Raw genomic sequence first — 12942 nt, 5'->3', positions numbered from 1 at the left:
GCAGGCTTTTTTGCTATGAACGACCGTCAACCTAGTGCAGATAAACAGAAAACAGAGCATAAGCTCTACACATTAAAGAAGAAAAATGGCGATCCCTGCAGGACTCGAACCTGCAACCTACAGATTAGAAGTCTGTTGCTCTATCCAGTTGAGCTAAGGGACCGCTGTGGGGGCCGGTTGGTGCCCCGGGGCAAAGCATTGGACGCCTGCCCGGCATGATATCTTTTCAGTCTTTAACGTCTTCTGTCAGACGAACGGGGCGGAAACCGCCCCGATGATGGTGATCGACCGCCTTGATGGCCGAAAGATCAGACGACGCGTTTGAACGCGAAGTTGTCTGCATAGGCCTGCACCCGGCGGACGCGCGATTTCGGCTGTTCGATATCGGCAATCAGCTTGTGACGGGCGGCAAATGCCTGCGCTTCTTCAAGGGTATCGAAATACATGCGCACCTGGCCGCGGGTATCGGTCGAACCGATCCAGCCCATAAGCTGATCGGCAACCTTCTTTGCACCCGGTTCAAATTCCATCACCCAGTGTTTGGTCGCGGCACGACCGGACTGCATGGCGTTTTTGGCAGGTTTGTAAACACGGACCTTCATCGGGACCCTCGTCTTGACCGTCGGATAAGATGACAACAATGCGGGGCTCTCTAACACCCGCTGTCTCTTCATCTTTTACACCTTTTGCCGGCACATGAAAACGTGTCCGTATGGCAAAAGGGAAAAATGGTCGGGAAGGCGAGATTCGAACTCGCGACCCCCTGCTCCCAAAGCAGGTACGCTACCAGACTGCGCTACTCCCCGACGCGGATGTGGATTTAGCACCATAATTCCGGGTGGGCAAGACCGCATTATGCGTTTTTTGCCCGGATTGGAAATAAAATGCAGCTCAGAAACCAAAGGCCGCAGAGATCATCTGCGGCCTTGCTATTGCTGATTGAGGATCGCGTGGCCGCAACGGGCCTATCACGGGTGCCGCTACGATGTCTTAGCGCGGCAGCCCTTCGACCTTCTCGCCAACTTCAAATCCCAACCGGTCGGCCGATCCGCCATTCAGTTCCAGAACAAAGCGCACCGGCTTTGGCCCCGGAATGATGGTTTCGGATTTCGGCACCGTGCGTTTTTCAATTCCGACAATCACGCCATTCTTGTCGATAAACAGCATATCAAGCGAAATGAAGGTGTTCTTCATCCACATCGAAATGTCGCTGGCACGGCCAAAATCAAACAGCATCCCCGCATCGTCGGCCATCTCGGTGCGGAACATCAATCCGCGCGACCGTTCATCAGGTGTTACTGCCATTTCAACATTGAAAACCTTGCCATCGACCAGCAGGCGCGATCGTTCAAACCCTGTCGCCTTTGCATTCAGCCCCGCCACAACGGCAGCACTGATAAAGCAAACGACCAAGGTCATTTGAATGAACGACTTCATAACCCATACCCCTTCAGTCTATGGACGCGTGTCCTGACTTCGTCACGTATGTCCCCGCCGCGCCACGGATCTCTAATGCTGGTCAGCATTTTTTCGTCCGGCTGCTTTCCACGGCTATGTGCCCATTTTATGGCACGCAGGATATTTTCCGCTGTGACGGATAACACAGGGGGTATTTCGATTTCGTTTACAACCGCCCACACCCCGGACCAACAGCGCGCAACCCCATAAGGGTTATATCCTCCGCCCCCCAGTACAAGACATCTGGGTGCCATCTTGATCATGGCCCCGACCACGTCCCAAATGGCCTGATTTCCCAGCATCTGTCTGGATAATGGATCTTCTGCTAATGTATCACAACCGCATTGTAAAACAATGGCTTGTGGTGAAAATTGCTGCGCGAGTGGCAGGAAATACTCATTCAGGACATAGCGCATTTCATCGTCATTCATGCCGCTTGGCATCGGCAGGTTACGCGCAAATCCCCCCGCAATATCATCGATATGCCCGGTTTTCGGCCATAGCCCTTCTTCATGCATGGACACGGTCAGAACTCGGTCATCATCGGCAAATGCAATCTGCACACCGTCCCCGTGATGGGCATCAATATCAAGGTAAAGCACGCGATCCAGCCCCGAATCGAGCAATTCAAGTATGCCCAGAACCGGGTCATTGAAGTAACAAAACCCCGATGCCCGGTCGCGCAAACCATGATGCGTACCCCCCGCCGGATGATGGATGATCCCCCCATCCGAAATCAGTTGTGCTGCCATAATCGATGATCCGGCGGCAGTCGCCGGACGCCGGAAAATTTCCGGATAGATCGGATTACCGTTTTTACCCAATCCGTATCTGACCATCATGTCTTCGGGCAGCATCCGGTCGCGTTCGGCCTGTGCGACGGCGGCGATATAGTCGGGATCGTGAAAGCGTGCCAATTGTGCCGGCGTCGCCACCGGCCCGATCAGATAATTATCCCCATCGACCCAGCCCATTGCATGCACCATATCAACCACCAGCGACACCCGCGGGATCGCAAGCGGGTGTTTCGGCCCGTAACTCGACCCGCGATAAATCTCGGCCGCGATCATGCGCGGACGGATATCATGGCGGCGATGATCGGGATAATTCAGAACAGGTTCATCAGATGGCATCATGACCATTCATGGTTCATTCGGGCATCGCAGGATTGACGCGCAATCGCATCCGCGCAAGTCTTGCGATCCAACGGTTATTCTTAAACGTCTCTTTTCTTAAACGACGAGCAGCCCCATGCCGATCAAAAACTATGCCTTTCTGATCAAGGCCGACGGATATCCGGTACGGGGAACGCAAACCACCCTGCCCGGCGATGGCTTCACCACCCATATCTTTGCCGCGTCAAATATCGCCGCCCACATCGTCGCCGCACAGGGTTTTGCCAAGGACGGGATAGAGGTCATTGAAACCTGCGGCGGCTTTTCCGATACGGATTTTGATGCGGTCGAAAAGGCACTTGATGGCCGCGTCGCCCTTGGTCGCGTCACGTTTGACGCCGCCAATCAGGCCCTTCTGACCCGTTTCATGACATCGTCCTGACCGCTTTTAAGCAATCGTCACCGCCCCAAAACAGTCGGAGCCCCACCCGTGCCCCTTAAAACATCAAACCGCCGCCACCTTTTCGCGGGGCTTGCGATCCTGATCATCGTTATTGTCATTGGCGCTGGCTTTACCCTTTCGGGGCTTGCCGATTTTGATCTTGAAGGTCGCAATAGCCGTCTTGTCGAATTTGACGATCATGGCAACCGGCTTTCGGGCACCCTGATCCTGCCCGATGGTGCGGCGGCCGACCCGGCCCCGATTGTCCTTCTGATCCATGGCGATGGCCCGCAGGACCGCTTTTCAAATGACGGTTACCTGCCGCTGATCAACAGCCTGCTTGATGGCGGGATCGGTGTTTATAGCTGGGACAAGGCAGGTGTGGGCGACAGCACGGGAAACTGGCTTGATCAATCCATGAATGATCGCGCCAACGAGGCGATGGCCGCCTTCGCCGCCCTACGCAATCTTGATGGCAATCAGAACCGCAAAATCGGCTTTCTCGGTTTCTCGCAGGCCGGCTGGGTCATCCCCGATATCGCCAACCGCCTGCCCGATGCCGCCTTTCACATCCTGATCGGCGCGGCGGTCAATTGGCAGCGACAGGGCACCTATTACATGCGCACACGGCTTGAGGCCCTTGGCACCCGGCCCGATGAAATCGCCATGCGCATTGAAACCGCGCATAATATGGATGACCGGATTTTTGGCCCCGACAGTACCTATCAGGATTATCTCGCCATCCCCCATGATCAGGAAGTCATGGCACAGGACCGCTATGAATTCGTGAAACGCAATATCGGATCGGATGCCACCGGGTCGCTTGCAACCATCAAATCCCCCCTGCTTGCCCTCTGGGGCGAGGATGACCTGAATGTTGATCCGGCGCATAACGCGGCGATCTATCGCAAACTTGCCCTGCCCAACAATCCGCTAAACAGGGTCATCACCCTTCCCGATGCAACACACGGGCTGCTGCGCGCAGGCCTGTTCAATTATCAGCTTGCCGATCAGATGCCCGACATCGTCAAACTGGCCTTTATCGCGATGGGGCGCCATGCCTATGCCCCCGGCGCGATGGATCACATCATCACCTGGATCAGACAGGTCACGCAAACCCCATCCCCGGCACAATAACCGGCATCAAACCTGTAACATCATCGTTGTTGCCGTCCGAAACCCGAACAGATGACGAAGCGGGCCAAGTTCCTGCACATCGCCCGCCACAAAGCCGCATCGTTCATAAAGTGCCCGGGCCCGCGGATTGGTATCGATCACGTCAAGCCGCACCTGCCTCAGGTCGCGCATCCGGGCTTCATGTGCAATCGCATCCAGAAGTGCCGTCCCGACACCCCTGCCACGCGCATCCGAATCAACAAAAATCCCGTCCATCAACAGACCCCCCTCGGACAGATCCCGTTCAAGCGTCTCGATCAAAATCCCGCGCCACAAACCGCCCCATAGGCCATAAATCGCGCAGACATCCGATAGCGTCCCGCCAATAAACGCCCCCTCTGCCGTCTTGAAACCGGCAATGCCCAGCAAATCGCCATCGGACGATACCGCACTGATCGCATGGGCCGGATCAACAACCCGTCTCAGGAATAATTGCGCCTTGTCTTCGGGTTTCATCACCGGTGCCAGTTTCTGACGAAACGCCTGCCAGAAAAGATCAAGCGCCTTGTCGATATGGCCATCCTCGATGCCATGATGAATGGAAAATCTTTGCCGGTCCTGCATCTGTACCTTCCGCGATCCTGTCGATCAGAAAGATAGCCGGACGGCATAATTTCACAAGTTAAGGATGTGATACAGATCACGCGCCTGACCCGCGCTCGGGCTTGCCTGTCCTTAAATGGCGCGCCGCCCGCTGCTGGCCGAAATCATCCCTTTCTGACCTGCCCCCTGGATTCCCGCCTGCGCGGGAATGACAATATTTGTTGCTGGATTTGTTGCGGGCAATCCCCCCTCAATCGTCACTCCCGCCCCTTCAACCGTCACTCCCGCGAACGCGGGAGTCCATCGCACCACAGGCTCCATACCGGGGCAGAACCCCGCCCTTTTACCCGGCCACAGCCGCCCGGGGCCGAATGATCTTGCCGCTTTGGCGCTGCTCGAACAGATGCGCGATCCAGCCTGCCATGCGCCCGACGGCAAAAATGCCAAGCCCCGCCCCCTTGGGCAGATCAAGCTCGCGTTCCAGCAACGCCAGCCCGAAATCAAGGCTGGGATATTGCCCGGTTTCATCCGTCACCCGGTCCGCAATCCGTGCCCAGAACGCATCGCCGACCTGCCCGCAGGATTGCATGATCGCACGCGTCCGCGGATCACCATCGGGATAAAGCGGATGGCCGAAACCGGGCGGCACGCCATCCTGCACCGGATCAATCTTGCGCCTTTCCACCCGGTCCATCCATGCCCGGCAACGCGGCGTTAACCCGCCATGCCGACTGCCCGATAATGTCGCCAACCCCGCCAGCAACGACGCCGGAACACTCGCGCCTGCCGATGCTGCCACCCGCACCGCATAGGCCGACGCATTCAATTCATGATCGGCACACAGCACCAGCGCACGGCGCAGCAAATCCACCGCTTCCGGCTTTGCCGACCAGGCCCGCGCCAGCATCACATGGATCGGACTTTCGCCGTCATCACGCATACCGGCCGCCGCCAATGGCGCAAGCCGCATCAGCTTCGCCGCTGCCGGCCGGCCATCCCCGGCGGGGTGGTTTGTCACCTCGCCCGCCATCATCGCAATCATCCGATCAAACGGGGTGGCGTGATCGGCCGGCATGAAATCGGGTGCGCAACACCGATCCTGATCGACCCGCAACCCCGCCAGAAGCCGCGCGGCATCTTCAAGTGTCATGGTATCAGACAGCTCCACCGCATCCCTGCCGCGATAGAAAAACCGCCCATCGGCAATGCGGGTGATTTTCGACACCAGAATCGGTTCGCCCCAGTCAATTGTCGATGCCGCCACCGATTGCCGCGACCGGCCGCGTTTTTTACCGTCGATGATTTTGCGCACATCGCGATGGTCATAAAGGCTTTTGCGTGCATCACCGGGATGGGCAATCGCACGCACGATCCCGCGACTGACATAGGCATAAAGCGTATCACGCGATATGCCGGTCGCCGCACAGACTTCCTGTGCCGACAGCGTGAAAAATGCCGTTTCATTCATCGGATCATCCAGATTTTTCATATTGATTATCTTGATCAAGATTGACGATTTGTCCAGCCCCGCGTGATCCTTGACCGATCAATCCCCCGCCCCGCGCCACCAATGCGGAAAAAGGAGCCACCAACATGACCGCCATGACCGACAAGACCAATCCGTTCATCGCCCCGATCACCGATGCCCTTAACGCCGCCCCTGATCTTCCGGGCGGCACAAACGCCCTGCCCGATATCAAAATCACCGGCACGGACGCCCTGCCATCCTTCTTTGCCGTCACCGATCTTGCGACTGCGTCCATCGGCATCGCATCCGCCATGATCTCGCGCTATCGCGGTTTGGCGACTGGCGATCTGGCAGACGTCACCATTGATCAACGGCTGGCATCAAAATGGTTTGATATGACGATCCGCCCGATGGGCTGGGAATTGCCGCCGGTCTGGGACACCATTGCCGGTGACTATCAAACCGCTGATGGCTGGATACGGCTGCACACCAACGCCCCGCATCACCGTGCGGCTGCCCTGTCTGTTCTGGGCGATTACACCGACCGCGAAGCCCTCGCCCCGATTGTCGCAAACTGGAAATCCGATGCCCTTGAAACCGCAATCATTGCGGCGGGCGGCTGTGCCGCCACCATGCGAAGCCTGGGTGACTGGCAATCCCATCCGCAAGGGGTTGCAATTGCGGCCGAACCGCTGATCGGCTGGCAGCATCACGGTATCACCCCAAAATCCCGCCACGTTATCCGGCCCGACCGCCCCTTGGCCGGGATTCGCGTGCTTGACCTGACCCGCGTTCTGGCCGGTCCGGTCGCAGGGCGGTTTCTCGCGGCCTATGGCGCGGATGTGTTGCGCATCGACCCGCCCCACTGGGACGAGGGCGCGGTAATCCCCGAAGTCACCCTTGGCAAACGCTGTGCCGGGCTTGACCTCAAAAGTGCCGAGGATCGCCAAACATTCGAAAGCCTTCTGGCTTCGGCTGATATCCTGCTGCACGGCTATCGCCCCGATGCCCTGCCGGGTCTTGGCTATGGCGCGGACGAACTTCGCCGGATCAATCCCGGCCTGATTGATGTCACACTCTGCGCCTATGGCTGGACCGGCCCGTGGGCCAAACGGCGCGGCTTTGATAGTTTGGTCCAAATGAGCTGCGGCATCGCCGATTTCGGCATGAAACAGGCCGATGCGCCAAAACCCACGCCCCTTCCCGTTCAGGCCCTTGACCACGCCACCGGCTATCTGATGGCGGCAAGCACGATCCATGCCCTGTTGCTCCGCAGCCAGACCGGCCAGATCACCACCGCCCGCCATTCGCTCGCCCGCACCGCCCATCTGCTCTGCCAGACCGCCCAATCCACCCGAACTCAAACCATCGCCCCCGAAACCGAAAAGGACATCGCCCCGCATCTCGAAACCACAAGCTGGGGCAAGGCCCGGCGCGTTCGCTTCCCGGCCACGATTGATGGCGTCGCACATGGCTGGGATCACCCGGCAGGCAAACTCCGAACGGCCGATCCGGTCTGGTGATGCCGCCCCAAACGAAATCCGGACGGATGCAACAGCAAATCACACAGCCGCAAATCGGACCTCCCGCAACCAGAAAGCCCGAACAAATCCCGGGCTTTCGCAAGCCCCTCCAGCAGACAGCTTTCGGGTCACGGCCCTCTCCTGTCCACCATCAACGGGACATGGCTCGATGCTGCTCGATGCTGGCACTGTTGCCTCTTCCGGTGCCTCGTCCGGCAAATCCTCCACGGCGACTTCCGGTGATGCGGGACTTCTGGCAACGCTGGACAAACCTCGGGCTTCCACCAGACACCAGACACCCCAAAGCCTCGCCGCCTACTCCTGCCCCTTTCGGCAACCCCACGATCACGAAGCCCGGACAAACCTCAAGCCCCCGCCATCCTCGCCAGCAGACGTCCACAAAACGCCCTCAGCCTCGCTGCCCGCTCCGACGACCTCCGCCAGTGGCATGACCACCGAAGTCCGGACAAATCTCGGACCTCCTGCAGCCTCGCCAGCTGACGCCCCACGGAACATCCACCGGCTCGTGACCCGCTCCGGCTGCGGCGACAACCTGCTCCCCCGACGTTCAGACACACCTCGGGCCGCCGCCAGCCTCGCCAACCGATGGTCCACAGACGGCCCACAGACGGTCCAAAGGCTCACTGCCCACTTCGATCATCTTCCGGCCACGGCGGCAACCTGCCACCCCGGCATCCAGCCCCACCTCGGGCTGCCGCCATTTTCACCAGCAGACGGATTTCGGGCGCACTGCCCCCAACCTGTCCACCACCGATGGGCCGCAATCCGATGCCGCCATTACTGCCATTGCTGCCGCTTTCGGCAAATCCGGGGTCCGTTCCCCGACAAGACGCACCTCTCCCGTCATGACAAACAAGCGTATCAAAAGCGTATTAGAACCGGCGCGGAACGCCGCCGTAATGGCTCCGCCATCCGCCGACCCATATCCTGCGGATTGCCCCGCCGCCCTGCCTCAATCCTTGCCGCTGCATCCTGCCCCCCTCTTTGATCCAGCCCCAAACGCAAAAACCCGCAGAGCCTGTAAGGCTTTGCGGGCTTCGGTCCGGGTGCATTTCTCCCGTTGACTTTATCTTTATGCCACAAACAAAAGAACAAATCAAGAACTTTTTCCAATGCTTGACGTCCCGCCATGATCTGCGCATAGTCCCGTCATCTCCAGGGGGGCCGATCGTGAATCGGCTGAGAGGTTCGGTGTTGCCGGACGACCCTTTGAACCTGAACCGGTTAAGACCGGCGTAGGAAGGATCGCATGCGCAAGACAGAACCAGTGCCGAAACCGGCAACATCCCCAAATCCCCCAGTCATGTCGGGAAATACGACGCCGTTTGATATTCATCTGCACGGTGGTCGGGTGGCCTTTAACGGCGACGATATTTTCCATGATCTTGATCTGACCCTACCCGCCAGCAGCATCACCTGTCTGCTGGGCCCATCCGGTGTCGGCAAAAGCACATTGTTGCGCTATCTCGCCGGGCTGGTCGATGGCGAGGCGGGCGGGGATATTACCTGCTCGGATGGCAGGCCGCTTTTGGGCCGGGTTGCCTATATGGCGCAGCAGGATTTGCTTCTGCCGTGGCGGAACGTCCGGGAAAATGTCGTTCTGGGGGCGGTACTTCGCAATCAACGCCCCGATCTTGCGCGCGCCGATGCGCTGATTGCCAAGGTCGGGTTATCAGACGCCGCCCACCTGCGCCCGGCCGAACTTTCCGGCGGCATGAAGCAGCGTGCCGCCCTTGCCCGCACCCTGATGGAAGACCGTCCGGTTGTCCTGATGGATGAACCCTTTTCCGCCCTTGATCCGCTTAACCGCATGCGCCTTCAGGACCTTGCCGCACGGGTATTGCGCGGCAAAACGGTTTTGCTGGTCACCCATGATCCGCTCGAAGCGCTTCGGATCGGGGATCGCGTTCATGTCCTGCGCGGTACCCCGGCGGTCCTGAGTGAAGCCATCCTTCCGGCGGGCAGCATCCCGCGCGATGTCACCGATCCGGAAATACTCCGCCATCAGGCTGAACTGCTCCGACAGCTTGGCGCCACCGCCGAGGAACTCAACCGGGCGGAGGGAACGGCATGAATAAGACATCCCGCACTCCGCTTACCGAACGGCGCCTGCTGAAACTCGCCCGGCCCGTCATCATCATCGGCGCGCTGATCGCGACATGGCAGATTGTTGTGACCATGACCGGCGCGCCAAAATATATGCTGCCCGCGCCCTATGAAGTCTGGCTGACCCTGATCAAGCGTCATGACGTGTTGCTTGACCATGCCAGATACACGATTGCCGAAACCGTGATCGGGCTTTTTGCCGGGGCGGCACTGGGCGCCTTGGCAGCCCTTCCGATGGCGCTTTTCGCCCCCGTCCGGTTCTGGCTGATGCCGATCCTGCTGGTGTCGCAGGCGATCCCGTTTTTTGCGCTGGCCCCCCTTCTGGTATTATGGCTGGGCTTTGGTCTGGGCTCAAAAATCGCCATGGCGGCCCTGATCATTTTCTTCCCTGTCACCGTCGCGTTTTTTGACGGGTTATCGCGCACCGAACCGGGCTTTCTCGACCTTGCCCGCACCATGGGTGCCAGCCGCTGGCGATTGCTGACCCATGTGCGCCTGCCCGCCGCACTGCCTTCATTTGCCTCGGGCTTTCGGGTCGCAACCGCAGTTGCCCCCATCGGGGCTGTGATCGGCGAATGGGTCGGGTCAAGTCATGGCCTTGGCTATCTGATGCTGCATGCCAATGCACGGGTTCAGATCGATATGGTCTTTGCCTGCCTGCTGATCCTGTGTGCCTTTTCAATCACGCAATATTTCCTTGTCGACCGGGCGTTACGTGCGGCTTTGCCCTGGCAGCCCGACAGCCTGAAACCGGCAAAATAAACCGAATTCCCCGCGAAAACCGCGGGGCAGAACATCACAAATATATCCGATATCCGATAGGAGGTTCATCCATGTCACGCCTGAAATCCATGATCACCGCGGCCACGATTGGCGCGGTTGCGATGGGAATGACCAGCCCGGCCTTTGCCGCCGACAAGCTCACCATTCTTCTCGACTGGTTCGTCAATCCCGATCACGCACCGCTGATCGTCGCCAAGGAAAAGGGCTTTTTTGCCAGACATGGTCTGGATGTCGAGCTGATCGAACCGGCCGATCCATCCGCCCCGCCGCGTCTTGTTGCCGCCGGTCAGGGTGACGTTGCCGTCAATTATCAGCCACAGCTTCACGTACAGGCCGCCGAAGGCCTGCCACTGACCCGGATCGGCACATTGGTCGCAACCCCACTTAACAGCCTGATCGTGCTAAAAGACGGTCCGATCAAGGAAATCGCCGACCTTAAAGGCAAGAAAATCGGCTATTCGCTTGCCGGGTTTGAAGACGCCCTGCTTGGCACGATGCTGGGCAAATACGGGGTTTCGATTGATGATGTCGAGCTGGTCAATGTCAATTTCTCGCTCTCACCATCGCTTTATTCCGGGCAGGTCGATGCCATCATTGGCGGCTATCGCAATTTCGAACTTAACCAGATGGAAATCGAAGGCAAACCGGGCAAGGCTTTCTATGTCGAGGAAGAAGGCGTTCCGCCCTATGACGAACTGATCCTGACGGTGCGCAACGACAAAACCGATGATCCGCGCTTTGCCCGTATGCTGGCCGCCCTTGAAGAAGGCGTTCAGTATCTGATTAACCATCCCGATGACAGCTGGCAGGCCTTTATCGCCGCCTATCCAAACCTTGATGACGAACTCAACATCAAGGCATGGGCCGATACGCTGCCGCGCTTTGCCTTGCGTCCGGCCGCGATTGACCGGACCCGCTATGCCCGCTTTGCCACCTATCTCAAGGATCAGGGTATTATCGAAACCACTCCGGCACTTGATAGCTACGTGACCGTGATCGAATAATCTGCCCGAACCTTCCCCCCGCGGCACCTGATTTCTCCGGTGATATTTTACCGGTCAGAAGCAGGTGTCGTCATGAAGGCCGGAACCCGCCCCGGTTCCGGCCTTTTCTTCGTCCCAATCCTGACAGCGGTCCCACTTGCACAATTCCCGATCCGCGACACATTGATAGGATCAAAACAACAATCAGCCGATCAGGGGATTTGACCACGTGACGAATGATAACCGACCGCCACATCACACCGATTCCGGATTTGAAAACCGCTATCCCCTGCCCGATCTGGTCAAACGGTCATTCTGGCGTTTTATGAAACGGCGTTATTTCGGGGCTGAAAACTGGCCGAAAGCCAAACATCAGCGCGGCAAAATCCCGACCGAGGCGCCAAATCTGGATGCCATCCACAATCCGGACCCGGCACGCCTGCAAGTTACCTGGATCGGCCATGCAACAGTTCTGGTGCAATATGGCGGGCTTAATATCCTGACCGATCCGGTCTTTGCCAAACGGGCATCGCCGTTCCGCCATCTTGGCCCCGCACGCTACAGCCAGCCGGGATTGCAGATTGATGAACTGCCCAAGCTTGATCTGGTGTTGCTGTCGCATAATCATTACGACCATTTCGACGTTGCCAGCCTGCGCAAGATCGGCAATGCGCCGCGCTATATCCTGCCGCTGAAAAACGGTGTGCTGCTTGAAACCGCCGGAATCCGCCCGGATCGCTATGGCGAACTCGACTGGGATCAAAGCCTTTCGCACGGGGATTTGAAAATCACCCATGTGCCAAGCAATCACTGGTCAGCGCGAACCACCAAGGACCGCAAGGAAATGCTGTGGGGTGGATACATCCTTGAATTCGCCGACGGCTATCGTTTCTATTTCGTCGGTGATACCGGCTGGAACGAACGGCTTTTTGCCGAAATGGGCGAACAATATGGCGGGATCGATTTCGGCCTGATCCCGATCGGGGCCTATGAACCCAGCGATTTCATGCGTCATGCCCACACCAACCCCGAAGAAGCCGTTCAGATCATGCAGGTGATGGGCGTCAAACAGGCGCTTGCCATTCATTGGGGCACGTTCGTCCTGACCGCGGAGCCGGTTGACGAACCGCCATTGCGGCTGGCATCGGCGCGCAGGGAAGCCGGCATTGCCGACAATGATTTCATTGCAGCCCCCGTTGGGGCAACACGCTTCTTTCCCGGCAAAATCAGCCATCCGATAAACGCGGATAACGAAACGGAAGCAGCCCAGTAAAAAGGTGAAGACCGGCAACGTGCAGATCGTTGCCGGTCTTCGTTAGCCGCA

General features: G+C 58.4%; 12 protein-coding genes, 2 tRNA genes and 1 riboswitch. Of the genes, 7 read left to right on the top strand and 7 right to left on the bottom strand.

Annotated elements, in window-relative coordinates:
* Window positions 1-86: 86 nt before the first annotated feature.
* The 5 genes from AUP42_RS12065 to AUP42_RS12045 form a co-directional block, all read right to left on the bottom strand.
* Window positions 87-163: transfer RNA gene (locus AUP42_RS12065), tRNA-Arg, on the bottom strand.
* A gap of 145 nt (window positions 164-308) precedes the next feature.
* Window positions 309-602, bottom strand: coding sequence for an ETC complex I subunit (locus AUP42_RS12060; RefSeq protein WP_062951849.1), 294 nt, complete (start codon window positions 600-602; stop codon window positions 309-311).
* 127 nt (window positions 603-729) lie between these two features.
* A tRNA-Pro gene (locus AUP42_RS12055) sits at window positions 730-806 on the bottom strand.
* 184 nt (window positions 807-990) lie between these two features.
* Entirely contained in the window at window positions 991-1437 is a 447-nt protein-coding gene (locus AUP42_RS12050) for a DUF192 domain-containing protein (RefSeq protein ID WP_062951848.1), read from the bottom strand.
* Window positions 1434-2594, bottom strand: coding sequence for an acetoin utilization protein AcuC (locus tag AUP42_RS12045; RefSeq protein WP_062951900.1), 1161 nt, complete (start codon window positions 2592-2594; stop codon window positions 1434-1436). Before AUP42_RS12045 ends, AUP42_RS12050 begins: the two co-directional genes overlap by 4 nt.
* Before the next feature lie 115 nt (window positions 2595-2709).
* Between AUP42_RS12045 and AUP42_RS12040 the strand changes: the two genes are divergently transcribed.
* Together AUP42_RS12040 and AUP42_RS12035 are read left to right on the top strand one after the other, a co-directional pair.
* On the top strand, window positions 2710-3015 hold the full coding sequence (locus tag AUP42_RS12040) for a DUF6506 family protein (protein ID WP_062951847.1): 306 nt from the start codon (window positions 2710-2712) through the stop codon (window positions 3013-3015).
* A 48-nt stretch (window positions 3016-3063) separates the two neighbouring features.
* The gene (locus AUP42_RS12035) at window positions 3064-4152 is read left to right on the top strand and encodes an alpha/beta hydrolase family protein (protein ID WP_062951846.1); all 1089 of its coding nucleotides are present in this window, start codon (window positions 3064-3066) and stop codon (window positions 4150-4152) included.
* 6 nt (window positions 4153-4158) lie between these two features.
* On the opposite strand, the gene AUP42_RS12030 is transcribed toward AUP42_RS12035, so the two are convergent.
* Window positions 4159-4755, bottom strand: a complete 597-nt coding sequence (locus tag AUP42_RS12030) for a GNAT family N-acetyltransferase (RefSeq protein WP_062951845.1) — start codon at window positions 4753-4755, stop codon at window positions 4159-4161.
* A gap of 322 nt (window positions 4756-5077) precedes the next feature.
* Entirely contained in the window at window positions 5078-6223 is a 1146-nt protein-coding gene (locus tag AUP42_RS12020; RefSeq protein ID WP_062951843.1) for a citrate/2-methylcitrate synthase, read from the bottom strand.
* Window positions 6224-6327: 104 nt separating this feature from the next.
* On the opposite strand from AUP42_RS12020, the gene AUP42_RS12015 reads away from it, so the two are divergent.
* The 5 genes from AUP42_RS12015 (at window position 6328) to AUP42_RS11995 (ending at window position 12891) form a co-directional block, all read left to right on the top strand.
* Window positions 6328-7725, top strand: coding sequence for a CoA transferase (locus tag AUP42_RS12015; protein WP_156484608.1), 1398 nt, complete (start codon window positions 6328-6330; stop codon window positions 7723-7725).
* 1168 nt (window positions 7726-8893) lie between these two features.
* Window positions 8894-9005: riboswitch (TPP riboswitch) on the top strand.
* Window positions 8996-9820 carry an ABC transporter ATP-binding protein gene (locus AUP42_RS12010; protein WP_197468280.1) on the top strand — a complete coding sequence of 275 codons (825 nt, stop codon included), beginning with the start codon at window positions 8996-8998 and terminating at the stop codon, window positions 9818-9820. (Overlaps the previous riboswitch by 10 nt.)
* Window positions 9817-10614, top strand: a complete 798-nt coding sequence (locus tag AUP42_RS12005; protein WP_062951842.1) for an ABC transporter permease — start codon at window positions 9817-9819, stop codon at window positions 10612-10614. The genes AUP42_RS12010 and AUP42_RS12005 overlap by 4 nt, the downstream gene beginning before the upstream one ends.
* Window positions 10615-10685: 71 nt before the next feature.
* Window positions 10686-11639, top strand: a complete 954-nt coding sequence (locus tag AUP42_RS12000) for an ABC transporter substrate-binding protein (protein ID WP_062951841.1) — start codon at window positions 10686-10688, stop codon at window positions 11637-11639.
* Between the two features lie 208 nt (window positions 11640-11847).
* Window positions 11848-12891 carry an MBL fold metallo-hydrolase gene (locus AUP42_RS11995; RefSeq protein WP_062951840.1) on the top strand — a complete coding sequence of 348 codons (1044 nt, stop codon included), beginning with the start codon at window positions 11848-11850 and terminating at the stop codon, window positions 12889-12891.
* Window positions 12892-12942 lie beyond the last annotated feature (51 nt).

The organism is Thalassospira lucentensis (genome assembly GCF_001613805.1).
Lineage (GTDB): Bacteria > Pseudomonadota > Alphaproteobacteria > Rhodospirillales > Thalassospiraceae > Thalassospira > Thalassospira lucentensis_A.
Note: the sequence above shows the minus strand (reverse complement) of the source record. Positions and strands in the feature narration are given on the sequence as shown.